Origin of the sequence: Halonotius aquaticus, from assembly GCF_003605575.1 — an archaeon.
Lineage (GTDB): Archaea > Halobacteriota > Halobacteria > Halobacteriales > Haloferacaceae > Halonotius > Halonotius aquaticus.
In genome coordinates this window covers 1-26,232 of record NZ_QKNY01000003.1, presented here as the reverse complement: position 1 = coordinate 26,232, position 26,232 = coordinate 1, and the positions used below count along the sequence as shown (strand labels likewise).

The 26,232-nt window shown below is 59.5% G+C and carries 33 protein-coding genes, 2 tRNA genes and 1 pseudogene; 17 read left to right on the top strand and 19 right to left on the bottom strand.

Annotated elements, in window-relative coordinates:
* Positions 1 to 113: 113 nt before the first annotated feature.
* Complete coding sequence (locus tag DM826_RS01090; RefSeq protein ID WP_133304615.1) at positions 114 to 962, top strand: hypothetical protein; 849 nt, start codon at positions 114 to 116, stop codon at positions 960 to 962.
* A 50-nt stretch (positions 963 to 1,012) separates the two neighbouring features.
* Here DM826_RS01090 and DM826_RS01085 read toward each other — a convergent pair whose 3' ends face one another.
* A complete protein-coding gene (locus DM826_RS01085) occupies positions 1,013 to 2,119 on the bottom strand; it encodes a signal peptidase I (protein ID WP_120100402.1) in 1,107 nt (368 codons plus the stop codon).
* A gap of 492 nt (positions 2,120 to 2,611) precedes the next feature.
* On the opposite strand from DM826_RS01085, the gene DM826_RS01080 reads away from it, so the two are divergent.
* On the top strand, positions 2,612 to 3,430 hold the full coding sequence (locus DM826_RS01080; protein ID WP_120100399.1) for a hypothetical protein: 819 nt from the start codon (positions 2,612 to 2,614) through the stop codon (positions 3,428 to 3,430).
* 144 nt (positions 3,431 to 3,574) lie between these two features.
* Here the strand turns inward: DM826_RS01080 and DM826_RS01075 are convergent, their stop codons facing one another.
* Positions 3,575 to 4,438, bottom strand: coding sequence for a DUF7504 family protein (locus DM826_RS01075; RefSeq protein ID WP_120100397.1), 864 nt, complete (start codon positions 4,436 to 4,438; stop codon positions 3,575 to 3,577).
* A 60-nt stretch (positions 4,439 to 4,498) separates the two neighbouring features.
* Positions 4,499 to 5,767, bottom strand: coding sequence for a hypothetical protein (locus DM826_RS01070; protein WP_120100394.1), 1,269 nt, complete (start codon positions 5,765 to 5,767; stop codon positions 4,499 to 4,501).
* 259 nt (positions 5,768 to 6,026) lie between these two features.
* Here DM826_RS01070 and DM826_RS01065 point away from each other — a divergent pair, with 259 nt between their 5' ends.
* Together DM826_RS01065 and DM826_RS01060 are read left to right on the top strand one after the other, a co-directional pair.
* Complete coding sequence (locus DM826_RS01065; RefSeq protein WP_120100392.1) at positions 6,027 to 6,689, top strand: DUF7114 family protein; 663 nt, start codon at positions 6,027 to 6,029, stop codon at positions 6,687 to 6,689.
* A gap of 74 nt (positions 6,690 to 6,763) precedes the next feature.
* Positions 6,764 to 6,835, top strand: a tRNA-Thr gene (locus DM826_RS01060).
* Positions 6,836 to 6,952: 117 nt separating this feature from the next.
* Here the strand turns inward: DM826_RS01060 and DM826_RS01055 are convergent.
* From DM826_RS01055 to DM826_RS01045, 3 genes are all read right to left on the bottom strand, one after another.
* On the bottom strand, positions 6,953 to 7,399 hold the full coding sequence (locus tag DM826_RS01055; RefSeq protein WP_120100389.1) for a TRAM domain-containing protein: 447 nt from the start codon (positions 7,397 to 7,399) through the stop codon (positions 6,953 to 6,955).
* Between the two features lie 84 nt (positions 7,400 to 7,483).
* On the bottom strand, positions 7,484 to 8,011 hold the full coding sequence (locus tag DM826_RS01050; protein ID WP_120100387.1) for a hypothetical protein: 528 nt from the start codon (positions 8,009 to 8,011) through the stop codon (positions 7,484 to 7,486).
* 145 nt (positions 8,012 to 8,156) lie between these two features.
* Positions 8,157 to 8,990 carry a hypothetical protein gene (locus DM826_RS01045; RefSeq protein ID WP_120100384.1) on the bottom strand — a complete coding sequence of 278 codons (834 nt, stop codon included), beginning with the start codon at positions 8,988 to 8,990 and terminating at the stop codon, positions 8,157 to 8,159.
* A 101-nt stretch (positions 8,991 to 9,091) separates the two neighbouring features.
* Between DM826_RS01045 and DM826_RS01040 the strand changes: the two are divergent.
* From DM826_RS01040 to DM826_RS01020, 5 genes and pseudogenes are all read left to right on the top strand, one after another.
* A pseudogene (locus DM826_RS01040) lies at positions 9,092 to 9,496 on the top strand (30S ribosomal protein S6e); the annotation flags it as partial.
* A gap of 182 nt (positions 9,497 to 9,678) precedes the next feature.
* On the top strand, positions 9,679 to 10,119 hold the full coding sequence (locus DM826_RS01035) for a DUF7112 family protein (protein WP_120100379.1): 441 nt from the start codon (positions 9,679 to 9,681) through the stop codon (positions 10,117 to 10,119).
* A gap of 61 nt (positions 10,120 to 10,180) precedes the next feature.
* The gene (locus DM826_RS01030) at positions 10,181 to 10,630 is read left to right on the top strand and encodes a DUF5807 family protein (RefSeq protein WP_120100377.1); all 450 of its coding nucleotides are present in this window, start codon (positions 10,181 to 10,183) and stop codon (positions 10,628 to 10,630) included.
* A 59-nt stretch (positions 10,631 to 10,689) separates the two neighbouring features.
* Entirely contained in the window at positions 10,690 to 11,346 is a 657-nt protein-coding gene (locus tag DM826_RS01025) for a potassium channel family protein (protein ID WP_120100374.1), read from the top strand.
* A 42-nt stretch (positions 11,347 to 11,388) separates the two neighbouring features.
* A complete protein-coding gene (locus DM826_RS01020; protein ID WP_233735640.1) occupies positions 11,389 to 11,991 on the top strand; it encodes a DUF7384 family protein in 603 nt (200 codons plus the stop codon).
* On the opposite strand, the gene rdgB is transcribed toward DM826_RS01020, so the two are convergent.
* From rdgB to DM826_RS00980, 8 genes are all read right to left on the bottom strand, one after another.
* Positions 11,992 to 12,558, bottom strand: a complete 567-nt coding sequence (rdgB, locus tag DM826_RS01015) for an RdgB/HAM1 family non-canonical purine NTP pyrophosphatase (protein WP_120100372.1) — start codon at positions 12,556 to 12,558, stop codon at positions 11,992 to 11,994. It lies immediately after the preceding gene.
* 48 nt (positions 12,559 to 12,606) lie between these two features.
* Positions 12,607 to 12,900: a DUF5808 domain-containing protein gene (locus DM826_RS01010; RefSeq protein ID WP_120082628.1), complete on the bottom strand. Its 294-nt coding sequence runs from the start codon at positions 12,898 to 12,900 to the stop codon at positions 12,607 to 12,609.
* 76 nt (positions 12,901 to 12,976) lie between these two features.
* Positions 12,977 to 14,689, bottom strand: coding sequence for a bifunctional N(6)-L-threonylcarbamoyladenine synthase/serine/threonine protein kinase (locus DM826_RS01005; protein ID WP_120100369.1), 1,713 nt, complete (start codon positions 14,687 to 14,689; stop codon positions 12,977 to 12,979).
* 6 nt (positions 14,690 to 14,695) lie between these two features.
* Positions 14,696 to 15,001: a 30S ribosomal protein S24e gene (locus DM826_RS01000; protein WP_120100367.1), complete on the bottom strand. Its 306-nt coding sequence runs from the start codon at positions 14,999 to 15,001 to the stop codon at positions 14,696 to 14,698.
* A 77-nt stretch (positions 15,002 to 15,078) separates the two neighbouring features.
* Positions 15,079 to 15,825 carry a lycopene cyclase domain-containing protein gene (locus DM826_RS00995; RefSeq protein ID WP_233735638.1) on the bottom strand — a complete coding sequence of 249 codons (747 nt, stop codon included), beginning with the start codon at positions 15,823 to 15,825 and terminating at the stop codon, positions 15,079 to 15,081.
* A 129-nt stretch (positions 15,826 to 15,954) separates the two neighbouring features.
* Positions 15,955 to 16,374, bottom strand: a complete 420-nt coding sequence (locus DM826_RS00990; protein WP_120100362.1) for a universal stress protein — start codon at positions 16,372 to 16,374, stop codon at positions 15,955 to 15,957.
* A 74-nt stretch (positions 16,375 to 16,448) separates the two neighbouring features.
* The gene (locus tag DM826_RS00985; RefSeq protein WP_120100871.1) at positions 16,449 to 16,796 is read right to left on the bottom strand and encodes a DUF7116 family protein; all 348 of its coding nucleotides are present in this window, start codon (positions 16,794 to 16,796) and stop codon (positions 16,449 to 16,451) included.
* Positions 16,797 to 16,863: 67 nt separating this feature from the next.
* Entirely contained in the window at positions 16,864 to 17,109 is a 246-nt protein-coding gene (locus tag DM826_RS00980) for a DUF5816 domain-containing protein (protein WP_120100359.1), read from the bottom strand.
* 130 nt (positions 17,110 to 17,239) lie between these two features.
* On the opposite strand from DM826_RS00980, the gene DM826_RS00975 reads away from it, so the two are divergent.
* Complete coding sequence (locus tag DM826_RS00975) at positions 17,240 to 17,449, top strand: ribbon-helix-helix domain-containing protein (protein WP_120100357.1); 210 nt, start codon at positions 17,240 to 17,242, stop codon at positions 17,447 to 17,449.
* On the opposite strand, the gene DM826_RS00970 is transcribed toward DM826_RS00975, so the two are convergent.
* Together DM826_RS00970 and DM826_RS00965 are read right to left on the bottom strand one after the other, a co-directional pair.
* Positions 17,450 to 17,875: a hypothetical protein gene (locus tag DM826_RS00970; protein WP_120100354.1), complete on the bottom strand. Its 426-nt coding sequence runs from the start codon at positions 17,873 to 17,875 to the stop codon at positions 17,450 to 17,452.
* A gap of 6 nt (positions 17,876 to 17,881) precedes the next feature.
* A complete protein-coding gene (locus tag DM826_RS00965; RefSeq protein ID WP_205738777.1) occupies positions 17,882 to 18,589 on the bottom strand; it encodes a hypothetical protein in 708 nt (235 codons plus the stop codon).
* A gap of 126 nt (positions 18,590 to 18,715) precedes the next feature.
* Between DM826_RS00965 and DM826_RS00960 the strand changes: the two genes are divergently transcribed.
* Positions 18,716 to 20,050: a DUF2391 family protein gene (locus DM826_RS00960; protein WP_120100352.1), complete on the top strand. Its 1,335-nt coding sequence runs from the start codon at positions 18,716 to 18,718 to the stop codon at positions 20,048 to 20,050.
* 85 nt (positions 20,051 to 20,135) lie between these two features.
* Here the strand turns inward: DM826_RS00960 and DM826_RS00955 are convergent, their stop codons facing one another.
* Complete coding sequence (locus DM826_RS00955; RefSeq protein WP_120100349.1) at positions 20,136 to 20,420, bottom strand: DUF5779 family protein; 285 nt, start codon at positions 20,418 to 20,420, stop codon at positions 20,136 to 20,138.
* Between the two features lie 282 nt (positions 20,421 to 20,702).
* Between DM826_RS00955 and DM826_RS00950 the strand changes: the two genes are divergently transcribed.
* From DM826_RS00950 to DM826_RS12755, 6 genes are all read left to right on the top strand, one after another.
* Positions 20,703 to 21,593, top strand: coding sequence for a CPBP family intramembrane glutamic endopeptidase (locus DM826_RS00950; protein WP_120100347.1), 891 nt, complete (start codon positions 20,703 to 20,705; stop codon positions 21,591 to 21,593).
* Between the two features lie 118 nt (positions 21,594 to 21,711).
* Entirely contained in the window at positions 21,712 to 22,347 is a 636-nt protein-coding gene (locus tag DM826_RS00945; RefSeq protein WP_120100345.1) for a uracil-DNA glycosylase, read from the top strand.
* Between the two features lie 77 nt (positions 22,348 to 22,424).
* Positions 22,425 to 23,183: a TIGR04282 family arsenosugar biosynthesis glycosyltransferase gene (locus tag DM826_RS00940; RefSeq protein ID WP_120100342.1), complete on the top strand. Its 759-nt coding sequence runs from the start codon at positions 22,425 to 22,427 to the stop codon at positions 23,181 to 23,183.
* Between the two features lie 63 nt (positions 23,184 to 23,246).
* On the top strand, positions 23,247 to 23,471 hold the full coding sequence (locus DM826_RS00935; protein ID WP_120100340.1) for a DUF5795 family protein: 225 nt from the start codon (positions 23,247 to 23,249) through the stop codon (positions 23,469 to 23,471).
* 70 nt (positions 23,472 to 23,541) lie between these two features.
* Positions 23,542 to 23,720 (top strand) — tRNA-Trp (locus DM826_RS00930).
* Between the two features lie 234 nt (positions 23,721 to 23,954).
* On the top strand, positions 23,955 to 24,587 hold the full coding sequence (locus DM826_RS12755; RefSeq protein ID WP_133304614.1) for a hypothetical protein: 633 nt from the start codon (positions 23,955 to 23,957) through the stop codon (positions 24,585 to 24,587).
* 215 nt (positions 24,588 to 24,802) lie between these two features.
* Here DM826_RS12755 and DM826_RS00925 read toward each other — a convergent pair whose 3' ends face one another.
* Both DM826_RS00925 and DM826_RS00920 read right to left on the bottom strand, forming a co-directional pair.
* Entirely contained in the window at positions 24,803 to 25,135 is a 333-nt protein-coding gene (locus DM826_RS00925) for a hypothetical protein (RefSeq protein ID WP_120100337.1), read from the bottom strand.
* Between the two features lie 46 nt (positions 25,136 to 25,181).
* Positions 25,182 to 25,757 carry an archaellin/type IV pilin N-terminal domain-containing protein gene (locus DM826_RS00920; RefSeq protein WP_120100335.1) on the bottom strand — a complete coding sequence of 192 codons (576 nt, stop codon included), beginning with the start codon at positions 25,755 to 25,757 and terminating at the stop codon, positions 25,182 to 25,184.
* Between the last annotated feature and the right edge of the window lie 475 nt (positions 25,758 to 26,232).

Genomic DNA, 26,232 nt, shown 5'->3' with positions numbered 1-26,232 from the left:
ACAAAGTTTTCGCAAGTTATGGAGCTTGTTCTGATACTTTCTTGACTGAACAACTTGGTATGCAAATCGGCTGGGATACCGCCGATTACTTTCATCTGACAATAGGACAACTAATGAAACGTCGCAATGCATTACTTGGGCTTGGCGCACTTGCCACCGGGAGCGGCGCAATTTCGACGACGGCATCTATTGTCAATTCGATTGAAACGACTTCCGAACTTGGTATTGTTGTCAGACCACGAGTTGAAGTCAGAGCTGGTAAGGCGTTTAACGACGACGGTAGCGTCAAATCTAGATATCAGAGTCATTACCTACCGTACGATTCTAACTCAAGCTTCTTCGACGATACCAGCGACACGCTCGATAATATAGACAAATCGGAGCTACCAGTCGCAACAGTCAACCGCCGAGATCAATACGTCAACGAGAATGTGAAACTACAAGTCGCGTTTGACCTCAGACGGGACTCCGACACGTTCAGGTTTGAGAACATACTGGAGGTCGAAAACTACGGCGGTGAGTCTCAAAAAATCGGCATCGCCTACGATAGGACTGATACGACATACGATCCGAACGGTCAGTACGGTGAACAGGTGACGCTCGGTGGGAGCGTGGATAATTCCGACCTCACCGGTCACGACGTACGGTGGGTGTACAGCTTTATAGTGCCCGATAGATTTACTGATACCGGCCCCACAAAAATATCACCAGCGTACAATGATAGTGACAGTGATGATGGTATGGACGATCCCAACAGGTACTTTTCCTTAGGGCCGGGAGAAACAGTACAGTTGGATCTTAAAATCAACCTTGGCAACTATCTACGAATTCTATCTAACCCTATAGATCCACGGAAAGGTATCGAATCGCAAATTGATAAAACTCCGTCTTTTGCAGGAACCACAGACCTTGTCGAGATGCTTGATGCGATTACTATACAAACTGATGAGGCCGAGAACTGACCAGGATAATATAAATGTATGTTGACATACTAATTATTTTAGATGTGCTGTTAGCGGCTCACTTCTCGTAGTGGGATCTTTCGGTTTCCGACGATTAAGAGGAATAGAATCGCTACTGGTAGGAGCATGACGCTGGTTGTCACTGTGAGCGCAACGAACGGATGAATTCTGTGGAGAAATCCGATGGTATTCGCTGGCAGCACGTGAATGTAGAAATGCACCGCCCGGCTCCGCACGTACCGCCCAGGTTCTTCCGGTGCCCAGATTTTGATCTTTGTTGTTACTGTCTCGTCGCTTCCGGCCGACAGCACGGAATTAGATACTTCAAGCCCTTCGCTTGCTGGCTCAATGATAATCACCATCGGTAGAATTTGTGAGTTCTCTACGGTGGTATTGGTTTCTGTGTAATTTCCGGGTTCAATAACTGCTGGATTGTCAGTCGAAGCGGTACTACTCTCAATCGACAGTTCGCTGGTACCGCTTGGAAGAGCTGTTATTGACAGCAATGGCAGTGATAAAACGAGTAACACTGCAACAAGGAGGAGTCGACTGTCAATTACGTTCCGCGACGGCGATCGCCTCGACAGACGAGCCGTATCATCCGAGATGAAATCATATCCACCGGCTCCGAGTACCATCACCAGCCCGAGTATGGCAACGGTGATCCCAGGATTGTCGGGTGAAATGTCACCGAGTCCGATTCCAGTGATGACACTTCCAATCACGCCCTCGGCTGCATTCGAAACATCGCCCACATTCGGAATGACAATTATTTTATCATTTATTTGTACAGCTTTGAGACGGATTTGACTTTGCTGTACCGGTGGTTCTCCAGCAGCCTGATCCCGGAACGGGTTCGCATCGCCTTTAGTAAGATAGCCCTGCTCGGTCTTTTCGACAACCCGATGTGTTGTCAGGCCACCGCCACCAAGGCGCTGTGCCTCAAACGTGATCACATCTCCCGGAGCTATCTCACCGGCCAGTGGCTCTGGGATTCCAATAAATCCATCTCCCGGTTCCAACTGTGGTTCCATACTATCGGTGGCTACGAAGCTAATCGGCGATGGAAACCCGAATACCTGCGTTACCAGTATCAAAATCGCGATGAGAACGAGCAGAACGGTTATACTCGTGCCTGCAGCTGATCTGAGATCCATAGGTCTGTATATTGATTACGTAGATGTGGATTAGCAATCATTCAGTATGTATTCGGCCGATGTGAATGTACCTTCCGATCCATTGATTGTTGTTATGTTCTACCGGCTTCGGTAGTTTGCTATTGGTCGAGAAAACTAGTTGAGCGGTAGATCACACCAGATTTAAAATAAAAATAGACACTAATAGAAACATAGTTTACTATATTGGGATTTGAATATTTTTGTTATTTGAGAAGGTAGTGGTGATAGATACGTATCAAGGCCTATATCGACCGATTTCAGTTTGACCCAGTCTGATCAATGAATCGCCAGTTGGCCAAATTCCCTTCTTGATTCCGAACCCAATTTGAGAAAGACTACAAATAGAGTCCTAGCAGTAAATAGTCCGTGAAGACCTCTGCACAACTGCTCACTGGCAGCGTGATTGATACAGATGTTCTATTTCGTAATGATTATATAGATGTAATATAGAGATTACTATCGTTCGGTACAATGAATCGACGAAACTTCATCATCGGGCTGGGGACGGCGGCCACACTCAGTGGGGCTGCCTCAGTAACGGGTGCATCAATTCAGAACCAGGTTACTCCGCAGGCGAACTTCCAAGTCGTCGCTGAAGATAGGCTTCAGATCGAAAAGAACGGGGAACTAAGTGACTCAACGATGAGCAGCAACGGGAACTACTCAACTTTCTTAAATGATGACACTAATAGCGCATCTGACTTTGCGCCTACGGCAGCTGATGACAACGGTAAGTTCCCGAACATGACGATTAATAACGGGACGAACGGAGATCTGGAGATGGCCCTTGCCACCAATACCACAAACGGTACAAACGCGCCTTACAACCGTAATGGCACTTCGGCAGCCGGCGGACCATATCCGTCCTCAACTCCGTACGATCCCAGTGACGGCGAAGGAATCGCCCCACTGCAGATTGTGAATCCTGGTGGTCAGGTCGAAATCTCGGCTGAATATGTCCCAGGCAGTGCTGTCGGTACCGATTCCTCAAATCAGGAACTTCTTAACCGGGTGTTCTCTTTCCACATTCAGGATGCCGATAACGGCAACACCGTGACGAAAATTTCACCGGATGTCAGTGAGGCCGACGGCAGCGATCCGATCACTACGACTAACACTGCGACGCTGGGTGGAGGGACAAATGAAGTCTACTTTAGACTGAACTTCAACGACCAGCTCGCAAACGATCTTGCCGATCTTGCCTCTACTTCGGGTGCTCTCGATTTCGGCTCGGCAACACAGACAGCCGTCGATCTGCTTGACCAAGTTCGATTCGGGCGAGACGCCTAATCGGCGCGATTAATTTTTATTTTACTGCCCAGCAGGGATCTACAACCCCTTTCAATCGACTCAGCGTCAGTGTCTTTTGTTCGTGTACATAGCCTGCCACAGTGCTACCGCTCGCTGATTAGTTGATTTCACCAACGTTTCTTTTCATTCGATGTCAACGCTACCATCCGGCTGAATCCGCACTGACACATCAAACACCGACTTGATCGTCTCGACATCATCGTCGCTGTGCCGGCCCGGATCGAGATGACAGTAGCCCATTACGCCTGACTCATCGAGTTTCGAACAGAGCGTATACAGGAATGGCACCACCGTTTCAGTACCGAGATGCTGCACCATCGATGACAGCGTATGGAATCCCAGCACGGTCGGATACTGATTGTCGATCCGGCTGAACTCGTGGCTGATGACGACCCCGAGTTTCGCCAGATTCTGTGGATTCGGCACTTCCTTATGTGAGTCAACTTTTCGTCCCAGCGTATTGGTGCCGCGGGTCGACTCCGGGTCTGAACGCGGCTGGCCAACCTCGATCAGCGTTGTGTGTCCCTCAACCCACGCCTGGAACTTTCGGGTCATCGGGAGCCGGTCGCTGGTCGACCGCGTCGCGGTCACGAAGACGACGTTCTGGGTGGCCGTTCCCTCGGTCGCACAGATCTGCGTGAAGATATCATTGGTGACGCCGTGATTCGTCGGGCTCAATACGAGCACCTGTGTCGGCGAGGTTGATTGCCCAAACGAGGACAGTGTATCCAACACGCCGTCGAACGCTTGATCCGGTTCTGGAGACTGCTGGGGTGTCGATGTCGACTCCGTGGCGACGGCCTCGTCAGCAGTCGACGCTGCCTCTGCGTCGGTGTCGTTGTCACCACTGAAGTCATCCCACAGCCGATTAGCCGATTGCGCGGGTGCCGCTGTAGCTCCGCCGGTGGTGGCCATTGTCGCCGCCGAGACGACCTGTTCGGCGGTGGCGTCCACCTCGTGTTCCTGGCGTGGGCTGTTGTTATTCATCGATGACACCGAAGTCCATCTTTCCGTCGTGAGTTGGTCGGCGACGATTTCGGGGTATCGTCAGTCATCAACCCAATTGAACCCACCATCGGTTCGCTGTTGGCCGTCGAGTTCCGACCGCTCCTGTTGATCGTTGCGTGGGGCTGCTGGTGGTTGGTCGTTCTGGTTCGATCGTCGGTCAGCCGCGTGTGACTCCTCGGCTGGGGCGCTTCCCCATGCGTTCTCTGTCTGTGATCGTCGTGCGGTCGCGGTTCGCAGCGTCGCCGTATCAAAGGGCCACCAACTGCTTGCGGTGACACCGGTGAACTGCTGATCGCAGTTCGGACAGTACGGCTCCGGCAGCAGACCGAGATCAACCGTCTCGCCGCAATCGTCGCAGTCAGCGGCGTCGACGCCCTTTTCGATCGCCTCGTTTTTCAGCGTCTGCAACTGCTCCTGTTCGGCATGAGCGGCCTGCAGCGGTTCAAGCTGTTCGCGTTGTGATTCGATCGCCGACCCAAGCCGATATTCGAGGTTGTCGGTCGTCGACAGCAGGTGTTGGAGGACGTCCTCGATATTATCGAACTCAGTTTCGATCCACGCTTCGAGTTCCGCCCGTTCGTCGGCCTCCTCGGCGAGCCGGTCGGTGAGCTCGGCTTCGAGCTCGGAGAGCCGGCTTCTGATCTCGATGAGCTCATCGTCTAACTCGGCGACAACGCCGCGACTCTCCGCCCACGATTCCGTGTCTGCCGGCGTAAATTCCTCAAACTCGCCGGCTTCATCGTCGCTGTCGGTTGACGACGACGCGTCCGGGTCAGCATGCTCAGCGTTCGGGGTCGCCGACTCCGGTGTCGGCAGCGACTGTTCGCTCGCCAGTTCATTGATGACCGTTCGAAGCTTGCCAAGCTCTTGTTCGATCCCCGAGAGCTCTAAGTCCTCGTCTGCCGTCGACGCCGTCGGTCGATTCGACTCGGCTGACGGCTCCGGATCGGCCGTCGAGTTTCGCTTGGTCGACGGCTGCTCGCCGCCGTTAGTTGGTCGTTCTTGGCGGTCGGTAGATCGCTCCTGCCGGTCGGTGGGCTGTTCCCGTCGGTCGGGCGATGCCGTCCGAGGGGTGGGCTCCGGTGGAGCCTCTTGGCGACTCGACGTGTGTTCGCTGCCCTCGGCGGTCGGATCGCCGTTGAGGACGACATCTGAGAGCTCTTCGAGCACCCAGTACGACGAGAGGATCTCATCGAGGAGCTCCCGCTCGGAGACGCCTTTCTTCGCCGCGGTTTCGGCGACCCACGCGCCGAGTGCATCCGTGTCGACCGCAGGCGTTCCGTCGTCCGAGAGTTGATCACGTGACATGAGCGATACGTTTGTCGTGAAATTAATTATCGTGATACTATGTTAAAAATATACTGTATTTCGAACGCGTGAAACCTTGATACGCCAAAGTCTCGCCGTTTCTGTCAGCTTTCTGTCAGACATTCGTCATCGTTGATGGCGATATCCCGTGTTGGCCAGCATCAGCGACCTGTTGTCGCCCCGCTGTGTTTCGGCCGCGTGCCGTCGGTGAGTGGGTGGTTCCAAAGGTCTTTGCCTGTCGCTTGCCTACAGTATTGTAATGGATGCTGCCGTGCGGGCGCGGACTGCGGCCCGCGACACAGTTGAAGATATTGAGCCACCACGGCTGCGAGCCGTCCTGCTTGATCGCCTTGAGCGGGCGTCGATGGCACCCGGTGTCTTAGTGTATGAGAGCGCGCTTGGCCGAAAGCCCTCGCTTGCCCCGGAGGCCGTTATCGACCGAAGTGTTGGCGTCCAACTCATCTACGAAGGGCTCCGACTGACGCGATCGTTGGCCCACGAGGAGCCATGGACAACCGCCGAGGAGAGCGAAATCGACGCCGACTTAGAGATTCTGGCGGCCGACATCCTCGTCTCGCGGGGATTTTATCTATTGGCCCGAACCGAGGTCTCGGATGCTGCTGTCGAAACCATCCGGGCGTTCGGTCGGGATCAGACCCGCCGCCGGGAGCCCGACGCTGACGCCCCCACGCTCGATCGCAATCTTGAGGCTGATATCTTCGTGTTGGCAGTTCGAGCCGGCGTCACCGCTGTCGGCACTGATCCCACCGAGGCGTTACTTGAGTTTGCGGCCAACGCCGCCCGCAACTATGAGACGTTGCCGCCGGCGGCGAGCGTCGTCACCGAGCCGGTTCGGCAGCGACTGACCGAGCTGGCCGCCGGCAGCGACGACCCAGTCGCGTCATCTGTTGGTGATCGCTGACCGGCCACAAACCGCGGGGCGGCACCGCCGAATCGAAACGCCTAAAGACAAACCCGGACTACGACTGAGTGCGTGCCTGGGTAGCTTAGCGGTAAAGCGCGTCCTTGGTAAGGACGAGACCCCGGATTCAAATTCCGGCCTAGGCTTTCCTTACACTGACTTCCTATCTACGTAGCGGGTAGTCATCACTACCGAGCAGCGTTCAGTAGCCGCAACTGAACAGTGGTGATTGAGTCATCTCACGATACGACAGCAGGCGGCGGCTACTCGGCGTGGTCGAGTCGATCGATGACGGTTCCGAAGGCAACGTTCGGTCGAACCGTTTCGATCCGGATTTCGACGGTCTCGCCCTCCTCGGTCTCGGGGACGATCACCACAAAGCCGCGTTCGACGCGGGTGATCCCATCGCCTTGGTCGCCTACATCTTCGATCTCGACGACGCGCGTCTCATCCTCGCTCACCGGCGGCTCGGGCTGCGACGCCGTCGGCGTCTCAGACCGCGCTGTCGACGGTGTTTCCTCGGTGCTGTCGTCGGGACTGTCGTTGCGATCGCTGCCCTCGCTGTCGGCCAGTATGGCGACACGGAGCGTCTCTCCCGGCGTGACAGCCCCCTCTTCGACCTCCGTTGCTGGCACGGTGAGCGTGTAGCTGTCCTCGGTTTCGGTGAGCTCTGCGGTGTACAAACAAGCGAGTTGCTCGGGGATCTCCATTGAGTTGCTGAAAAAGACGCGGCCAGTCTCTTGAACCTATCGACGCCACAGGCGGCGATGTCGCTGGAGACAGCGGCAACGGGGCTACTCGCTGTACTCCTCGACGAGATTTGTCAGCGGCGTTCGGAGTTTGCCCGTTCCGTCAACGTCGCCCGTTTTGTAGATCCGATACTGCTCGTCGCGTTTCTCGACGGTGATCAGATGGTCGGCGGGGTCGACCGTCCAGCCGGCGTCTTCGAGCCGTGCTTGGAGGGCGGTGAGATCAACCGTCTCCTCGGCAAGCATAATCGCCGCTTGTTGGCCGGTGAGCGTCCGGAGTCTGCCCTCGGGAAAGGTGTAGAGCTTCACGTTGTGCTCGGTTGCCCCGTCATAGAGTTCGCTGGGTGGGGCGTCAGTCCAGTCTGGCCACCGTCGGTTGAGCCCGGATTCGACAAAGGCAACGCTGACGGCGGGGTCGGAGGCCTCGTAGTCGGGGTTATCAGCGGCGACCGTTCGATCCGAATCGGGATCCGACACGGTGACTTCGCTGATCGGTGCGTCTCGCTGCAAGACAACGACCGCGAGATCAGGTTCGTCGTCCTCGGTGTCAACAACGTACTCGCCCGGTTCCATGTGCTCCCGTTACCGAAGCCGGAATAAATACTTCCTGCATACACATCGTCACGACGCTTCCGCGACGCCGCATGGCGGTCACCATCACCGACACCTGCCGTCGACAGCGACCGAGGTAAAAAGATCCGTTTGGAACGGTGTGCGTTCAGTACCGCGAGGGGAGGAACGCGAAAGCGATCAACAGCATCGCGATGAAGCCGGCGGTGAACGTGACCCACCGCAGCCCGGTGACGCGCTGAGAGAACGTCTCCTGCTCGCTGACGGCTGCCTGGTAGCCCTCGGCGTTGTCGGTCAGCTCAACGGTGTTTGGCCCAGTGAAGTAGGCGGTGTAAGTGGTGTTGTCGGCAAGCGTGATCGTATCGCCGGTTTTCAGCGTTTGACTGTTGGACTCATCAGCCGTCCACGACACGGTGATACTCTCGTTGGTGACCGTATCGATCGTGGCCTGCTGGCCATCGTACGGTATCGTTTCACCCTCGGTGAAAGTCACTGTTGCGGGATCGAAGTACTCCGAGACAGGGACGCGCTCGTCGTCGACGAGGACGAACTCGCCGTTGTCACCGGAGTAGGTTGTGTTGTCAGCAGCCGGATCGGCTTCGAGGATCGCCGTGCGGTCGATGGCCTCCTCGACGGTCACCGACGAGGCTGAGGTACTGACGACATTCCACTCGCGTTCGTCGACGGTGATCGTGTCGCCGACTGCCCAGTCGTCGGTGTTTTCGACATTCGCCACCGTCCATTCGAGCGTTGCCTCTCTGTGGGTGCTTGTACTCCCGTGGCCGCCCTCCTCGGTGACCTCTTCGACCGTCGCTGCGGTGTAGGACTGTCCGTCGACGGTGAATCCATCACCCGATGAGAGCTGGAAATTCGGATTCTCGACCGCTACTTGTGGTTGTTCGGCGGTTACCATCAGCGTGTACGACGCAACGCCGATGAGGACGAACAACGCGACGTACACGGCCACAGCGCGTCGTTGCATGTTTCGGGCAACGTACGTCCGGTGTATAACGATTACTAACCGCCGGTGGCTGTGAGGGCGGTTTCGACGTGCTTTTTATCGGCGACCGAACAGACAGTGGTATGGCAGAATTCCAAGTCGCCGTCGCTGACCCGACCGACGGACAGACGTATCAACATGAGGTCGACGGACAGGACGCCAACCGATTCCTCGGGCGAGAGCTCGGCGAGGAGGTCGACGGCGGTGCGGTCGGCCTTGATGAGTACACGCTCAAACTGACCGGTGGCTCCGACGAGACAGGCCGTCCGATGCGGGAGGATGTTCCGGGCGCACAGATCCGCGAACGCCTACTTGAGGGCGGCGTTGGCTTCAACCCAACCCGTGACGGCGAGCGCAAACGCATCACCGTTCGCGGCCGCCAGGTCTCCGAGGAGACCGCACAGGTCAACGCGACGATTGTCGACAGCGACGACAACGTTCGTGTCGCCCTCGGCCTCGAAGAGCCGGAACCAGACGAAGACGAAGAAGCGGAAGACGCCGATGCTGAGGACGCGGACGATGATGAAGTGGCGGACGCCGACGATGCTGAGGATGCAGATACCGAAGACGCTGCGGAAGATGCTGACGCAGACGCCGATGCGGCGGATGCTGACGAGGCGGCCGACGCTGACAGCGACGACGAGAAAGCGGACGCGTAAGGAGACCGTCCATGTCGACGCGGCTTCCGAGTGACAGCGACGCGGTCGACTCATATCGGGCGACGATCGTCCGCCGCGGTGGCAGCCGCACGCCCTGTCTTGAACTCCCGACGGCTGTCGCCGAGACGGTTGCCGTCGACGACCGTGTCACGATCGTGATCGACGGCGCGGACTATTTTGCGACCGTTGCGGGCGACGACAGCGGGCGACTGTTGTATGGTGCCTATGACACCCGCAAACAGGCCCGGTCGACCGGCGAGGGAACCAACCGACTCGGTGAGTGGCTCCGCGGGCTCGACCGCGAGATCGGCGACAGCGTTATCTGTGATGTGATCGTCGCCAGCGAGCGATACGGGCTGCGCGCGCCGGGTGATCGCGCCGTCTACACGGTCAAACACGAACCCCGGGACTCCTTGCAGTCGATCGCCGAATCGCTCGATGGCGACAACTGAGCCGCTGGCTAGTACCCGACCGAGTGGATATTCCTAAATGCGTGGCGTCACCACGCCGGGTATGGACGATCTCACCGCGTTTCTCGCCGGCGACCGACTGGATGATGTAGCGATCTACGTCGCTGATACTGTCTTCGATGGTGACCACCCACTATCAACGGCCGGTATCGCTGTCGATGGTGGCGTCGTCGTTGTCGTGGCCGGCGAGACTGGTCGAGAAGCCTTCGCTGACAGCACCGGGCTTGATCCGATGGCGTTTGCCAAGCAGGCGATGGATCGCACCGGCGAGATCGACGACCGTCTCGCCGGTGGCGTCTGTCCCGACGCAGGCGACACCGACGCCGAGGTGACCACCGACGATCACCACATCGAGTTTGGCTTCGCGTTTGCCGAGGCCGAAAACGAGGAGGTTGGCGGGCTCTACGCCGAGGGCGATGTGATCCACGCCTACGCCCACTGTAGTTGTGGCACCGACTTTAGCCAGAAGTGGGTGGCCGATCCACCGGCCTGAGCGGCCACTGTCGCCGCCGGGAACATACCTTTTTGACGCCGACTCTCATACGAAGCCGTATGCGAATCATTGTCGTTGGCTACGGCCGGGTTGGAGCCCGCACGGCCCGGGTGTTAGACGAGGAAGGCTACGATGTCGTCGTTGTTGACAACGATCGCGAGAAAGTCGACCGCGCCCGCGAGACGGGCCTGACCGTGATCCACGGCGACGGGGCCGACGAATCGGTGTTACAGGAAGCTGGCATCGAGGACGCCGACGCCATCGGCGGGATCACCGGCGACGTGGCGGTCAACCACGAGATCTGTCTGCTCGGCCAGGAGTACGGCTGTCGCACCGTCCTGCGGATCAGCGAGGACGTGAGCAGCGACAAATATGAGGAGTACGCCGCGGCCGCCGATGATGTCATCTACCCGCAGCGACTCGGCGCAGCCGGCGCGAAAACCGCGCTCCTCGGCGGTAGTCTCAACGCGATCGGCGATTTGACTGAGGCCCTCCAGTTGACGACGGTCACTGTCGATGACGACGCCCCGATCGTCGGCCAGCGGGTTTCGGAGATCGATCTGCCGGAGACCGCGCGGCTCTACGCCCACGGCCACAAGCGCGACCCGATGACGATCCCGCTGCCGACGACAACCGTTGAGGCTGGCGATCGACTGGCACTCGTCGTCGAACAGGACGCTGTCGACGAGGTTACCGCGATCCTTCTCGGCGAGTAACCGACTGGGAACGCTCTTATAAACGGGCCTGCAATGCCGCGTATGCACTGGCCCGAGCTGTTTGCTCGCGCGCCGACGGTCGACCGCGAGGCCATCGAAACTGCGCTCTCGTCACACCGCGATCGCACAACTGAGGCGGCCTCTGAGGCCGACGCTGCGGCGATCACCGACCCACGAGAGTCACAGCCCGTCCGCGTTGTCGCCGATGCCGACGTGCTTGTAGCCGACCTGTGTGGCGACGGCGACGCCAGAGCCGCGCTTGAACCCCTGTGGCAACACTCCTGGACGACGCTCCTCGCCAGCGACGACCTACTCGCCGACGCCGAAGCCGTCATCGAAACGGTCGCCGACAGCGACCTGGCGAGCGACTGGCGGGCAGCCATTGATTCGTGGCGGGAGCCTGTTGTCCACCACCCCGGCGACCACCCGGCACTCGCCTCGGCCTACCGCGGTGGCGCGATGCACCTGTTGTCGTTTGATGAGGGACTCACCGGCGCGCAGGCTGGGGCGACACTCAGCGGGCGGTTCCCGGTTAGCGTGCGCGCACCAGCGGCGTTCGCCCAACTGTTCGACCCAGACCGACTGTACGGCACGGTCGCCGACGATTCCTACCCCGGCCCGAACCGGGAGCCACGATCGGCGTAGCTACCGCTGCTGATACCACTCGGCGAAGGCCGCAAGCGCGCGGCCACGATGTGACAGCTCGTTTTTCTCCGCGGCGGTGCGCTCCGCAAACGTCGCTCCGTCGTGTTCGAAGATCGGATCGTACCCGAAGCCGCCGTCACCGCGCGGGGCGACGATCTCGCCGTCGACAACGCCGGTGAAACACTGTACTGGGAGGTCGCCATCGTCGACGGGGTCGTCGACTGCCTCACCATCACAGTAGGCTAACACACAGCGGAACGCAGCGCTGCGATCGCTCAGTGGCTCGGCTAACTCCCAGACGCGGTCGACGCCCATGGTGGTTTCGACAAACGAGGAGTACGGCCCCGGAAAGCCATCAAAGGCGTCAATGAAGAGCCCAGCGTCGTCGACGACGACCGGCTCGCCGACCTCGCGGTAGGCATCGCGGGCCCCTGCGGCCGCGATCGGCTCCAGCGTCGGGGCTTGGATCTCCGGATAGTCGTAGTCGTAGGTGTCGATCGTCTCGTCGCCGAGATAGCTTTTGGCCTCCCGGAGCTTGCCGGGGTTGGTCGTCACATACTGCAGCATGGCTGGTGGTTCGTCGCGGCGCGAAAAGAGGCGTCGATTTACGGGGTGTTAGTCTTCGACGATGACTTCGACCGGCTCGTCGTCGCCGTCGTCGTCGAGATCGATGTCCTCACCGTCATCGCTGCCGCCGCTGCGCTCCTGATAGAGCAGCGCGCCGGTGACACCCAGGGCGACCCACGACCGCCAGCTGGCGAGGTTCAGCGTGTAGCCGATGCCGAACGGTTTCTCGACGAGCATCCCCTCGTCGGGTTTCCAATGGGCCGACAGCAGCCGGCCGATGGAGGGGCGTTCGAAGTTATACGGGATGCCAAACAGCGTTCCGGACTCGGATTTCTTTCCCATGGGTGGTGGTAGTTGCTTCAGTGTAATGAAAATTCGCCTTTCTGCGCTGATTGGTTGGGGATCGCCGCGGTGCCGGTTACTGATACCGGCCGCGATCCTCGACCGTTGCCAGCCGATCGATGACCGCGGGGTTGCCGGCAGCAGTGTAGCCATCACTCACCGCATCGAGTAGTGGGTCTGGGTCGTCAGCGGTCGCCGCGAGACTCTGCCGGAGCACATGGAGATCCATCGCGTAATCCTCGATGTGGCCTGAGTGGAAGCCGAGGCCGAAATCGACCAGCCAGACACGGTCGCCGACGCGGACGTTTCGGGTGGTTGGATCGCCATGCACCAGCCCTGCATTGTGGATCGCGGCGAGATGGTTCCCTACCGTCGTGACCGCGTCGGTGGTCAGTCGCTCAGCAAGATCAGCCTCGCCGACGTGCTGGAGGTGGAGTGTCGCGGTTTCGCGGTCGACATCCCAGACAAGGGGTGTCGGGACACCAGCGGCGCGGGCCTCGCTGGTCAGTCGCGCCTCAGCCGTCGTGCGTTCGCCGGTGAGTGTCGTATCGAGGGCGGGATGGCGATAGGTCTTCGAGAGTCGGCGTTTCCGAACACACCGAGCGGGCAGTTCGTACTCGCAGTCAGTCGGCGCAACGATGTCGACGACTGCTTCCGCCCCGCGCTGGCGACCATGCCGATCACCGACGGACTGCGTCGCTGTCGCCTCGTCTGCTGCCGCCGCCGCCTCGACGCCACGGCCACGCGCGACTGACTGCTCACCCTGCCGCCACGCGACAGCGACCTCGTCGGGCCGAAAGTTCGGATCGACCGTTGAGTCCTTGATGGCGACTGTCTGCCCGGCGGCGAACTGTTTGGCCCCCAAGACGGCGATCATCCCCGCGTTGTCACGGAGAAACCGGTTGTCTGGAACATAGAACCTCGCACCGCGTTCTTCACACATCGTTTCCAGCATCGACTGCAGGCGGGCGTTTTGGCCCACCCCGCCGCCGAGGACGAGTTCGTCGGTGCCCGTCAGCGACAGTGCGCGCTCGGCGACCTCGGTCAACATCCCGAAGATGTGTTCCTGCAGCGAAAAGCAGATATCCTCGATTGCCTCGCCCTCGTCGGCTGCGTCTTTCGCCGCGCTCATGATGCCGGAAAACGAGAAGTCCATCCCCTTGACGACGTAGGGGAGATCGATGAGCTCGCCGTCCGTGGCTGCCGCCTCGACTTTCGGGCCGCCGGGGTGCTCCCAGCCGATGTGTCGGGTAAACTTATCGAGGGCGTTGCCGACGCCGGTGTCCATCGTCTCGCCGAGCACCCGGTAGCGACCGTTGTGGTAGCCCAGCAGGTGGGCGTTTGCGCCCGAGGCGTTCAGACAGACCGGCGAGTCGAACCCCGACTGATGGCGGCCGATTTCGAGATGGGCGACCATGTGGTTGACGCCGACCAGCGGCACGTTGAGGGCCTGTGCGGCCGCCCGGGCGGCGGTGCCAACCGTGCGCAGACACGGGCCGAGTCCCGGGCCCTGCGAAAACGCAACACAGTCGATCCCGTAGCGGTTTGGACTGTCAGCGTCGCTGGCGGCTGTGTCGGCAGCGTCGTCGACAGTTGCAGCGGCGTCCGCGAGCACGCGGTCGATGACTTTGGGGATCGCCTCGCCCATATGTTCGGCGGCCTCACGCGGGTGAATACCGCCGCTATCCGGTTGGTAGGGATCCGACTCGATGAAAACGGTGTCGTCGGAGTCGTCGTAGCAGGCCGCGCTGGCGGCCCATGCGGTGCCCTCGATGCCGAGCACGCGCATGTCGCCTTAGGCTTCCTCGGCGTCGGGGGCGTCGTCGGCGATCTTGTTGCGCTCCAACATGTGTTCCTGTTCGACCTCAGCGGCGTGGTCGGGGCTGTCGTAGACCTTCGCGTAGCCGACCGTTTTTCGCATGCCGAAGGTGGTATCGAGCTCGTGGACGACGACCTCTTCGGCGTCCTTGTCGAGTTTGGCCGCGAGACTGTCACGCACCGAGAGCCGCGATGGCGTGGCCTCGTCGTGAACCGTCTCGAACCGAATATCCGTGCGATGCAACATGGGGTTCTCCTCCTCGGAGACGATAGTTACGTCCATGGTTAGTTGGTGATACTCCACCCGAAAGCTGTAAAAGGATTTCGAAGGGGCTCCTTTGCCTGCCACGATACCTGCTGTTACTGTTTGGCCGCGGCCGTCCGCGTGTCGTTCCAGTCCAGCACCCACTCGAAGAGCACGAGCCCGGTAACGGTCATCACCCCAGCCGAGAGGAAAAACAGGATCTCCTCGATCGGCAGGCCAAAGGGGGCGATCCCGGTCGTATACTGCTCGGAGAGCACCCATAGTCCCTGACCGATCGCCCAGCGGTCGATAATCCACAGATAGATCGTCGGCACCAACGCCGCCTCGATCCACGCCCGCGGCCGACGAACGAGATAGCCGCCGCCGACGCCCCACTGGAGAGCAACGACGGGGCCAACCCACGCGAGTAGTCCGCCGAGGTACAGCCACGACGGCTGCTGAAACACCATCCAGAGCCCACCGCCGAACAACAGCACGCCGACACCGACGCCGGCGATCCGGGGCCCCCACGCGAAATCGCCCGTCTCGTAGCTCGGATCGAACCCGCGCCAGTAGAGATAAAAGCCGACGGTCAGTGTCTGGATCCCGAAAAACAGGTATTCGCCGGCCGGAATCGACAGCAGTCTGGCGGCGACGACCCCCTCACCGTACCACCAGACGCCGCGTTGGATCATATACGACCCCCACGGCGTCGTGTAGGCGACGGCGATGGCAACGAGGATCGCCAGCCCGACTGCGCCGCGTCGCCGCCGAATCCGATCGTATGCCGGCGTCAGGTACCACAGCAGGGCCAACAGTGGCAGTGTCAAAACGAGATGGAACTGCAGATACGTGGTGGGCACTGCTTGTCGTAGCACCCACGGATAAAACAACATTGCGGCTACAGCGCCCACTATGCGTCGACGTGGTGACACGATATCGTGGGACGAACCGCCGTTCGACAGGACGGTGGCTATCTGCGGCCAATCTGGTTAGCGGCTTGTCACGCCGTCGGCGTTGACTGTGATCACCGTACAGTCAAGTTCGCCTTTGAGGAACTCGCCGATATCAGGGTCGGCCCGCAGCTTTCGGAGCATGCGTTGCCACCGGCCGGCCTGTCGGGAGCCGATGACGACGAGATCGGCGTTCTCGCCGACGATCTCCTCTAAGATCGTCTCTTCGAGCAAAAAGCCGCGGCGAACGACATACCGGACGTTGTCGAGTTCGCCGAACTCCCGTTCGACCGCCCGCTTGAGATCGGTTCGGGTGACGTTCTTGCTGTTCTGATAGAGGTCAACGTGAAGCACCGAGAGCTCGGCGTCGCGGTCGGTGCTGATCTTGATCGCCTCCCGAAGCGTCGCTGCGGAGTGCTCGCTGAGTGGGTACCGAACCGGGACGACGATCAGCGTCATTGCCACCGTTCGCCGCCGGGCGATGAAGAAGATATCGCTCCTGTTCGCTGGCCGAGAGAGCCGTGGGCCATGGCTCAGATCGGGGCACTGCCCGGATCAGGGTGGACAACCTGAAACTCGCCGTCGGGCTCGATGCCGATGATCGCCCAATCATAGGGTGGCTTCGCCGACTGAAGTGACGACTGCAGCGGTTCGGTACAGTCCATCCAGGTGACGAAACAGCGGAGCCGCGGGCCGCCCTCGGAGCCATATTCAAGGATCTCGCCGGGCGATTTGGCGTCCTCGGCACGCAGCGGCGTCACCTGGACACGCCGCCATTTCCGCTCGGCGACGAACTCGCTACCGCGCTCCTCGATCGCGTAGCCGAGCCGTTTGAAGACGTCTCGGGCCTCTTCAGCCGGTGGTATGGTAACAGTGGCCATCCACATCGGAGTTAGGCGTAATCCATGATAAAGCTTCCCACGGCCTGTCTGATAGGTTGCCTCCGGCTTACTCGTGGGCTGCGTCCCACTCATCGGGTTTGCGAATGTTCGAACAGCCGTTGCAGACGATTCGCCCCATCGTATCCATCGCATTGTCGAAGCCACCGCAGGCGTTGCAGTAGTAGCCCCACCGCTCCGTTCCTTCGGCCCCACAGTACACTGGATGAAAGACATCAACGGAGCCGCGTTCTGCTTCCTCGCGGTCGATATAGACGGTGTCGCCGTCGGCTGTCGTCGCTTGCTCTCGGCTCATACCCAGGGTACCGTCCGCGATGGGCTTAGGCGTGTGGCTCTCCGGGGTGGCTCCGTCGCCTCACACCCGACAGCGCGCTATCGGCTCCCGCGACAGAGGACTTATTCAGGTCGCTCCCACACCAGTCACTATGGCTGATTACACAACGGTGTCGATCCCGAAAGAGCTCGGGAACCGTGTTGAGGAGACGATCGAAGGAACAAGCTTCACTTCGACGAGCGATCTCGTCCGATTCCTGTTGCGGAGTATCGTCATTCAACAGGAGCCAGACGGCACAGTAACCGAGGAGGATTTCGCTGAGGTCACCGATCAGCTTCGGGATCTCGGCTATCTGGACTAGCTACTCGATCGATTCGACCGGCGGTTCGGCATCAAGGCCGACCAACTCGACGCCCGTGCCGCGACGGTCGAAGGCACGGATTTTCTCGGCGTCCCACGGCGGAACCGCCACGAGGACGGCCCCAGCCAAATCGTCCTCCTTTGTCACCGCAAGCGGGCCGGTTGGATGTGAGACAAAACGGGCTTGCGCGCCGCCGGAGGGGGTGCCAAGATCGACTCCGAAAACTGAACTCACCGCACCACCGGCATCTGGCAGATAGAAGTGTGTCAACACCGATGTGTCCGGGCCGATATCGGCGAGCCGGTCGTCAGTCCCGGTCAACTCACCGGCCGGTGTCGCTGCCAGCGGGACGTTCGCCTCTTGTGGCTCACGGTCGGTCGCGAACTCGACGAGCACATCGAGCAGCCCGGCTGTCGCATAGAGCACCACGGATTACCCGGTGAGAAACCCTTTCAGCGTTTTTGCGTACAGCGAGGGGGTGTTCGCCCGCGACGACCTGAGTGCACCCTCAAGTGCTCCGCCGGCGTCCTCGTGAATCCCCGCACCGTGGCCGACAAGAATCCGCTCCGGTCGCCCGTGGGATCGGAGCCCCTCGGGTGGTGTCAGCCGGAGCATCGGGTGGACGCCGAGTCGCTCCTCGCCCGCAAGAAAGTAGGCGGCTGTCCCGACCGATTCGGGGACAACCATCGTCCCGGTTTCGGGATTGTAGAGGCCGGCCTCCTGCCATGGCGGCAGCGACGAATCCCGGATCACAAAGGACTCGAAGCCGGAGTCGCCGAGGTCGCTCCTAAACCGGCTGACCGTGGCGTCGATCTCGTCGGCAACGCCGGACATCCACGTCGGAACGTATACGTCGACATCGTGACGGCGAGCGATTGCGGCGGCATCACGCTTGTGGCGGTCGAGACAGACGGCGACGCCGGCAACCTCGCTGACTCCCGGCCCGGCTTCACCGACCTCGACGAGCAGGTCGTCGACGCCGGCAGCATCGACGGGGTCGATCACCCAGACGCCGTCCGGTGTTGCGAGCGCGTGGCTCGCCCGTTGCATCGTTTCGTCGGGATAGGCCAGCCAGCCGACGCCGCCGTCGAAGCGATCGATCACCTGCAAGTCGGCCGGGCCGTCTCCTTTCATCGGCATACCTGCGGTTGGGGCTGTGGCGGCATAAACACAGGCACGTCGCCGCGTGGATGGTGGTATCGCGGTGGCGGCTGTCTCGCTGGCGTAGCTATATGATCGCGCGGCGCAAACCGCCTGCCAGTCGCCATGTCCCGATCGTCGACGGAGCACGGCAGCCATGATGCGATCGATCCCGCCGAGACCACCATCGAGAGCCTCTTTGCGGATCTCAACACGGTGACGGTCGAGACGACAGCGCCGCGTGCCGATGCCGCGGCGCACGATATCAAACAGCTCCTCGTCGAGGCCTACGAGCGCGGGCTCCTCGATTCCGGCGTTCGGGAGCTTCAGCCCCGAGATGCCGCCGAAGCGTTTGTTGGCAGCGTTATCTTCGCCTCGCCGTTACTCGTCGAGGACGGCGTCTTCGACATTGCGGCGCATCTCTTTGGATCGACGGTCGCCGGCGTCCCGATCTATCTGCTCGCCAACACGCTGTTTGTCGTCGTGTTGACCTACGCGCTGTTGGAGTGGACAGGGCGAAATCAGCAGGAGACAACGGTGTTTCTCAGGAGCTTGCCCGTCCGGGTGGTGATGATCCTTGTCGTCTCCTTTGTTGTCGCGACAGTGTTGATGACAGTCTGGGGGCGGGTCAACGGCTGGACCTCACCGATTGCGGCGATCGCGCGTATCACCGTGATCTGGACGGTCGGCTCGATCGGGGCCGCATTGGGTGATATCCTCTCAGACAACGACAGCGCGCCGGCCGTCTCGGCACCGCCGCCGACACCCGAAAGCAACGACGCCAGCGAGGCCGACGCGGCGGCGACAGCCGATCGCACGACAGCGGCAGCGTTGACCGACAGCGCGCTCGTCGACGCGATTCAGGCGGAGTTCGACGACCTCGAATCGGCTGTTGGTGCTTCCCACCGCGAGGCGGTCACCCGCATCCGCGCGGAGACGGTACAGGCCGCCCTTGACCATGGCTTTGGCGACCGGATTCAGAAATACACCTCCCGGGATATCGCCGAGGCCTTCGTCGGTAGCATCTTCTTTGCGATCCCGTTTCTTGTCGAGGATGGTGTCTTCGAGATCGCTGACTACTTTCTCTCTGTTCGATTCGCTGGCCTCCCTGTGGCGTTCCTGCTCAACTCGGCCTTTGTCCTGGTGATGATTCTCGCCTTAGTCTACTGGGCCGGGCCACAGGATGTGCGGATCCGTCGGCCGCTCTTTGGCGTCATCCCCCGCCGCCTGATCGGGATCGCTATCGTCTCGTTTCTGACGGCGGCGGCGTTGATGACGCTGTGGGGTCGAGTCAACGGTTGGGCCGATCCGGTCGTCGCCCTCGCGCGGATCAGCGTTGTCTGGACGGTCGCCTCCTTCGGCGCGTCGCTGGGTGACATCCTACCCGGTGAGAGTTCCGGAGCCGACATCAACGACGATCTTGCGGCCCTCGGCGATGCGGCTCGCAACACGGACGCATAACATCGCTGTCGCGACGTTGGGTGGTGGTGTGCCGCCGTCGTCGACACCGCCGCAGGCCTCTCGACTGTTCAGCTTACTCGCCCGCCTACAGCCGATCAGTATTGATCGCGGTTTCTGGTGGCGTAATAATGAGGAAATCTCGAAAATGCATGAGCTCGCCGCCCATGTCTTTGATCTCGCGTGCAAAGCCGGCGGCCAACTCGTTGAGGTCGCCCTCGACAGCAAGGACGAGCACGTTGCCCTGGGTGATCGACTGTACCCATTCGGTATCCTCGGTCTCGCCGTTGAGCACGCCCAACACCACCTCGTCGCTCGGCATATCATCGAGTTGCGCCTCCGCCTCGCGGAGGTCGAGATCGAAATCCGCCATACTCCCCGGTTAGCCGGTGGCAGTAAAAGCGTTCGGGCGTTGCCATCGACGTGGCCGGCCGGCTGTCCGCAACCCACGTCGGCTGCCTGAACGACAGCGTTTTTCGCTGTCCGGCACCGACTGGCCAGTAATGTCAGCCTCCGCCCCTCGCGTTCGTTGTCGGCCGCGGCCGCGGTGTTGCCGCGATGAATCGACGCCACGCCTGCCCGCGGTCGCTCACTCGACACGGCAGTCAGCACCGTGGCAGTCAGTTGCCGATGACGGTCGCTGTGGGTGGTGGTGATGACTGAGCCGAATACTGATTCGACAGATCAACAGCCGGTCGGCTCGGTGACCGCTGACGGCCATATCGTCACCAGCGATGTCGGCGGCAACTCCGGCGGCTCGCGCCGGCGGCTGCTGGGAAAGCTGTGGGCGATCGTCCTCGCCGCTGGACTTGGCTTCGGTGCGATCTTACTGCCGGCCGCGTTGGTACTGCCACTGCTCGCGGCGACGCTGGTGTTCCCGATTGAGCAGCCGTTGTCGCCGTTGGCGGAGCTTGCGATCAATTTTGTGTTTGGGCAGATCTTGGCGATGGGCGGGATTGCTGCCGCGTATCTGTGGGCCACTGGGAAGGAGATCTCCTTTGTGCGCATCCGCAAGCCGACGCTGGGCCAGGTGTTGGTGATCGCGGTCGCGCCGTTTGTCGTCCTGTTTAGTATCGGGATCGTCAATCTCATCTCCTTTTCACTCGGCGTCCAGGCAGCCTCCCACAGCCTGTTGAACTTCGAGGGGATCGAGCCGACATTTTATCTGGTGTTGATTCCGTTTATGATCTTCATCGTTGGCCCGTTTGAGGAACTGCTCTACCGAGGGATCATCCAAACGCGGCTGACACACTCCTTCAGCCGGCCGACAGCGATCGTGCTGGCGAGTTTCATCTTCGTGCCGATCCACCTGACGGCCTACAGCGCTGGTGGGGCCAGCCTGGTGCAGGTGCTTGCGGCCTTCGCGGCGTTGTTCGCCGGCTCGGTCATCTACGGGGCCCTTTATGAGTGGACGGAGAATCTAACGGTCGTCGCGCTGGCTCACGGGCTCACAAACTCGGTGCAACTCCTCGCTGTCTATGTTTTTACGACCAGCGAGGAGCTGTCAGAGCTGGCGAATCAGGCAACGGTACTTCTCGGTCTCTGATTAGGCTACTCGGTGCGGTCGGTGGTTTGCTCATCGCGGCTGCGGTGACGGAGGCCTTACCTATCCCCGGCTGTAGCCGCACCCGCAGTATTTTACTTACCGATCCCCACGCTCCGGTGTGGACGCCCACCAGCCCCAGTTAGAGAACCCCTTCGGCATGGATGAGGAGTGTACCAACTGTCCGGGGCTCTGTGAGGCACGCAGCAACGTCGTTCACGGCTACGGCGATGTCGGCGGCGAGTTCATCTTCATCGCTGAACGCCCCCACGAGGGTGCCGACACGACAGGAATCCCGTTTACCGGCGACGACGCCGGTCGCCGCCTCCAGTGGATCCTCGGCGAACTCGGCTTTGTGCGATCCGATCCCGAGGCCGCGGAACCGGACATGCAGAACGCCTTTTGTACCTATCTGACCCGCTGTCGACACCCGGATCGTGAGCCGAGCGAAACCGAGATCAACACCTGCGAGCCGTATCTCAACGCCGAGATCCGGATGATGAACCCCCAGATCATCGTCCCCATCGGTCAACGGGTGATCGAATCGCTGGCGATGGAGTACACAACCCGGTCGCCGGACGCCTTCGATATCGAGGAGGTTCACGCGACAACAGTTCGCGGCCGCGGCTTCGAGCTTGTCCCGATGCTGGAACTCGACCGGCAGACTGACGCCGACAGCGAGGCCTTTATCGAGCATATAACCGAGAACGTGTTTTCGCGGGATTATCGCCAGACGAAGGGCCGCCAGAGTCGCTGACGATCGCGGCTCGGCGGTGGGCAGTCAGCCCACCTGGGATCACCGTGTTCAAGACGCCGCCGCCCTGACCCGTGGGTATGACCGTAATCGCCGTGCTGGCGTCGCCACCCCGTGAGGGGCTTGTGTTGCCCGCGCTTTCGGAGACAAGCCCGCTGTCGACCGCCGCGGCAACCGATCTCTACGAAGCGATGTTGGCCGATACGTTCCACGCGATCGACCGCTCGGGGGCGGAACTGCTCGTTAACTACCCGGACTCTGAGCAGTTGCCGGACGCCCATCAGACTGACACCGAGCCGGTCGCTGAGCTCCGCGCTATCGTTGCCGACGCGCTTGATGATCCCTCGGATGTGCGGTTTGAACCGCAAGTCGGCTCGACGTTTTCGGCGCGGGCGGGCAACACGGTGACGCATCTCCTCCGCGAGGAGGAAGCGGCGTCGGCGGCCGTCATCCGCGGGACGGCACCGCTGTTGTCGCGGACGATGATCGATGGGGCGGCGATGAAGCTCCGCACCAACGATGTGGTCGTCGGCCCGGCGAGTGAGGGACGGGTCTACTACGCTGGCTTTACCGAAGCGATCGACTTTGCCGATGTTTTTGGCGCGATCGAGCTCCAACGGCTTGCTGATCGGGCGGCCGACGCCGAGTTGTCGACCGCATTCTTGGGTACTTCGCCGGTCGTCGAAACCGGCGCGGATCTTCGGACGCTGGTACCAGAGCTGCGCGCCCGGATCTCGGCCGAACGGATTGTCCCCGAGCGCACAGCGACGTTCATCCACGATCATGGGCTCGCGGTCGTCGAGGGCGACGATGGGCTCGAACTCGTTGCCGATCAGTGAGCCGGTTCGCTTGCCACACCCGGCACGACAGGTCTTTGGTGTCGCCTCCGTTAGCGAGTCGGTATGAGCAACCGCGTCGTTGAGGGCCGCATGGTCACCGCCGAATCGCTGGCCGAGTTGATCGAAGGGGAGTCGCCGATGGAAGCGACCGAGATCGAGGACGCCGACCGTGAGTGTCCGGACTGCGGCGGCAACGTGTTGACCGTCGGGTATATGCCGAGCGTCACGTCGTTTGTTACCGGCTACAAATGTCAGGACTGCGACTGGCACGACAGCGAGGCTGAGTAGCTAGTCCCGGCTGCGGGTCGCCGGTGGCGACCGAAACCCCTTTACTGTGGTTCGGGTAAGATGCTGGCGAGGGGACGTGGCCAAGCCAGGCATGGCGACTGACTCCAGAGGCCACGCGCCCGGGACGACACTCCAGACTGATATACCGAGCGACCGACTGATCATCGGTTCGCAATGACGACCCTCTGGAGTTCCGAGGCGCGTACCGGAGATATCAGTCGATCGGGGGTTCAAATCCCTCCGTCCCCACTTTCTCTCTTTCGTGAATCGAACTCACCGTCCAACAGTGAGTCTCTACAGTAGTCATTAAATCACAAAATTGGACTTCTGATCTACTTGAATACTATTGTTTCCACCAACGAGCCGTCGTGCGGTGATGTAGATCCCATCGCCGATTCAAATAATACTTGCGTGGATTCAATCGTAAACCCGATTCTGGGAAATTATATTACGTTCTGACACGTTATATTACTCAGAACATCGATGGTTGAGTATCAGCACGTTATGTATGCGTCAAAAGGAGCTGTTGAACAAGTTTACTCTGAATTGTATGGAGACGTGGATGAGTTGCGAATTGAATCCGGCTCCAGCTTTTCAGGGACAGCGGCAGGCAAATTGGGAAAGCTGTGGGCTACAATTTCCGGTGAGTTCTCTGGTGAATTAACAGAATCAGAAATTAAAAAAATCAACTTTGACGATGATATGCGGAAAGCAAAGAAATTAGCTAACAGTCTTATGTCTGCTGACGATATACCAAAAATATCAAATTTACCGAAAAAAGAGCTTAATTTAGATCAATTGTACAAATTTTCTTGTGAGGTGATGACGATCCCATTTGAGAGCGAATTGGATGGTGAAAGCTATATCAAAGTCTCTGGTATGGTGAATGGGATACAATTTGAAGGAGATACTTCTGTGGACAATTGGGGTCGTAGAAGCCATATCATTCAATCTGTACGTGCAGCAAAACGGGATGAATCATATCCATATCAGGGTTTAATGTGGCCTATAAAAAAGAAAAATGAGGAAGGCAGTCAGGTCAGTTACGACGTAAATTATATTTTGATCTGTGGGCCTGAGAGGGAACTTAGAAAAGAATGGTATGGAAGTCAGTAGAATAGGAATTGTATCCAATCTTATTGATGTCTTTCTTCCGATTCTTATGAGAATTCTCTCTTATCCGAGCGTCATCATTTTTCCATAGTACATCAACAGACACGCCAATTCGTTCCGAGGAATTCTCGTTGTCCATGCTTGGTTGATCTGATTTGTCTGGTTATCGTGATTCTACCGTCGACAATAGTGACCCACTCAGTTGGGAGATGGCTGTCTCACGGCAGTTGTAGAGTGCCCTCGTAATGGTGTGTGTCGTTGACGGTATCGACGTAACGGTATGCCGCTGGTGGGTCGATACCCCACTGCTGGAGTCGACTATCGACCCCATCGACGATAGTCGTCACAAACGACCCTCGATCCCTGAGCGTTGGCGGTGATTGCGTATGGACTGCCTTGTATCGACAGACAGCAGTCGATCCGTCAGGCGGACTGATCTCAATCTGCAGGTCGTTTCTGAGCGTGCCGCTCACGGCGCTGGCGTCCCCGAGTAACAGCTGTTCGCCGAACGTGTCGATCGCTGTCACCACTGAATCAGGAACGTGGTTCATCTGCCGAAGCTACGTGCTGCCTCGGCAAATGCGTTTGTTGAGTAGTTCAGAGGATGTACGATTCACCATTGACGATCATGTTCGGGGCTCTGAACTCCTTGTATGTCGTTCCACCATCAGGCGCGATCGCAATGAAACGAACCTTGGTTCGCTCATCAAGTTGGGTTACCCCCTGAATCGCGGTTAGATTAAACCGGGCGGTTATGAGATCAGATTGATCTGACAAGGTGCTGGTGCCGTTGTCAGCCAATCCCTGTATCGAGTGGTACGACACACCGTCGCTCACATCCTCGTTGCCGTTGACGACGGTCGCGTTGCCGTTGACCTCCACGGTGTAGGAGGCGTCGCTGAGATTAATTGGGTCTGAGCCCGGCGTCAGGCGCATACTAATATTCAGCACGTCGATGTCGCCGTTGTTCGTGGTCTCCTCGCCGATGGCGTGTTTGATCTGGATGACGTTGCTGACCTCTGCGGTCGTCTCCTCGCCGGTAGCTTGGGCTTGAGCCTGTAGCAACCCCGCGGTATTGATCAGGACGCCGGCGGCGATCGCCGCGACCAGCACCATCGCTATGAACACGATGAGCGTCCCGATCCCAACCTGACCGCGAGCTGCCTCGGACATAGTGTGACGTCGCTCACCCGGAACAAGGGCAGCGATATCTGTAACTGTAGTCAGGAAGGCATTAAACATAGGCCTAAAATTATCAAAAATAATAATAAGAGCATACTCTCAGATCGAATCAAACCTAATTTTAGTACCTAATACACTATTTGAAGAAGTTCAGACTACAAATTTTCCTCTATGATACTATCTGTCGTCTCGGAGTACGCGATTATATCAGAAACAATATTATTTCATCGACCAACGCCTGTTGTGGGTGCTGGTAGGTTGCTGACCGCCGCCGCCGTCGATTCCGAGGGAGAGATTTTAGTCGGCGGCCAACAACGATCCGATAGCAACACAGCGACGGCCACCGTTGGCCGTTGCACCGCACCCACCAATGAGCCACCAGGAGTCCGACGGCGAGGCGACCACCGACACTCAGGACGTGCCACGCCACCGGCTGCTCATTCGGAGCCTCATTGAGGGGTGGCTC

Coding starts and splice junctions, on each gene's coding strand:
- DM826_RS01020 (WP_233735640.1), top strand. CDS start 11,389: ATGCACTGGCCCGAGCTGTTTGCTCGCGCGCCGACGGTCGACCGCGAG.
- DM826_RS00990 (WP_120100362.1), bottom strand. CDS start 16,374: ATGACGCTGATCGTCGTCCCGGTTCGGTACCCACTCAGCGAGCACTCC.
- DM826_RS12755 (WP_133304614.1), top strand. CDS start 23,955: ATGGTTGAGTATCAGCACGTTATGTATGCGTCAAAAGGAGCTGTTGAA.
- DM826_RS00955 (WP_120100349.1), bottom strand. CDS start 20,420: ATGGCGGATTTCGATCTCGACCTCCGCGAGGCGGAGGCGCAACTCGAT.
- DM826_RS01005 (WP_120100369.1), bottom strand. CDS start 14,689: ATGCGCGTGCTCGGCATCGAGGGCACCGCATGGGCCGCCAGCGCGGCC.
- DM826_RS00950 (WP_120100347.1), top strand. CDS start 20,703: ATGACTGAGCCGAATACTGATTCGACAGATCAACAGCCGGTCGGCTCG.
- DM826_RS01050 (WP_120100387.1), bottom strand. CDS start 8,011: ATGGAACCGGGCGAGTACGTTGTTGACACCGAGGACGACGAACCTGAT.
- DM826_RS01075 (WP_120100397.1), bottom strand. CDS start 4,438: ATGAATAACAACAGCCCACGCCAGGAACACGAGGTGGACGCCACCGCC.
- DM826_RS01065 (WP_120100392.1), top strand. CDS start 6,027: ATGGATGCTGCCGTGCGGGCGCGGACTGCGGCCCGCGACACAGTTGAA.
- DM826_RS00965 (WP_205738777.1), bottom strand. CDS start 18,589: ATGCCGATGAAAGGAGACGGCCCGGCCGACTTGCAGGTGATCGATCGC.
- DM826_RS00980 (WP_120100359.1), bottom strand. CDS start 17,109: ATGAGCCGAGAGCAAGCGACGACAGCCGACGGCGACACCGTCTATATC.
- DM826_RS01085 (WP_120100402.1), bottom strand. CDS start 2,119: ATGGATCTCAGATCAGCTGCAGGCACGAGTATAACCGTTCTGCTCGTT.
- DM826_RS01055 (WP_120100389.1), bottom strand. CDS start 7,399: ATGGAGATCCCCGAGCAACTCGCTTGTTTGTACACCGCAGAGCTCACC.
- DM826_RS01090 (WP_133304615.1), top strand. CDS start 114: ATGAAACGTCGCAATGCATTACTTGGGCTTGGCGCACTTGCCACCGGG.
- DM826_RS00985 (WP_120100871.1), bottom strand. CDS start 16,796: ATGGCCACTGTTACCATACCACCGGCTGAAGAGGCCCGAGACGTCTTC.
- DM826_RS01000 (WP_120100367.1), bottom strand. CDS start 15,001: ATGGACGTAACTATCGTCTCCGAGGAGGAGAACCCCATGTTGCATCGC.
- DM826_RS01035 (WP_120100379.1), top strand. CDS start 9,679: ATGTCGACGCGGCTTCCGAGTGACAGCGACGCGGTCGACTCATATCGG.
- DM826_RS01045 (WP_120100384.1), bottom strand. CDS start 8,990: ATGCAACGACGCGCTGTGGCCGTGTACGTCGCGTTGTTCGTCCTCATC.
- DM826_RS01010 (WP_120082628.1), bottom strand. CDS start 12,900: ATGGGAAAGAAATCCGAGTCCGGAACGCTGTTTGGCATCCCGTATAAC.
- DM826_RS01080 (WP_120100399.1), top strand. CDS start 2,612: ATGAATCGACGAAACTTCATCATCGGGCTGGGGACGGCGGCCACACTC.
- DM826_RS01070 (WP_120100394.1), bottom strand. CDS start 5,767: ATGTCACGTGATCAACTCTCGGACGACGGAACGCCTGCGGTCGACACG.
- DM826_RS01025 (WP_120100374.1), top strand. CDS start 10,690: ATGCGAATCATTGTCGTTGGCTACGGCCGGGTTGGAGCCCGCACGGCC.
- DM826_RS01030 (WP_120100377.1), top strand. CDS start 10,181: ATGGACGATCTCACCGCGTTTCTCGCCGGCGACCGACTGGATGATGTA.
- DM826_RS00920 (WP_120100335.1), bottom strand. CDS start 25,757: ATGTCCGAGGCAGCTCGCGGTCAGGTTGGGATCGGGACGCTCATCGTG.
- DM826_RS00925 (WP_120100337.1), bottom strand. CDS start 25,135: ATGAACCACGTTCCTGATTCAGTGGTGACAGCGATCGACACGTTCGGC.
- DM826_RS00935 (WP_120100340.1), top strand. CDS start 23,247: ATGAGCAACCGCGTCGTTGAGGGCCGCATGGTCACCGCCGAATCGCTG.
- DM826_RS00975 (WP_120100357.1), top strand. CDS start 17,240: ATGGCTGATTACACAACGGTGTCGATCCCGAAAGAGCTCGGGAACCGT.
- rdgB (WP_120100372.1), bottom strand. CDS start 12,558: ATGCTGCAGTATGTGACGACCAACCCCGGCAAGCTCCGGGAGGCCAAA.
- DM826_RS00940 (WP_120100342.1), top strand. CDS start 22,425: ATGACCGTAATCGCCGTGCTGGCGTCGCCACCCCGTGAGGGGCTTGTG.
- DM826_RS00960 (WP_120100352.1), top strand. CDS start 18,716: ATGTCCCGATCGTCGACGGAGCACGGCAGCCATGATGCGATCGATCCC.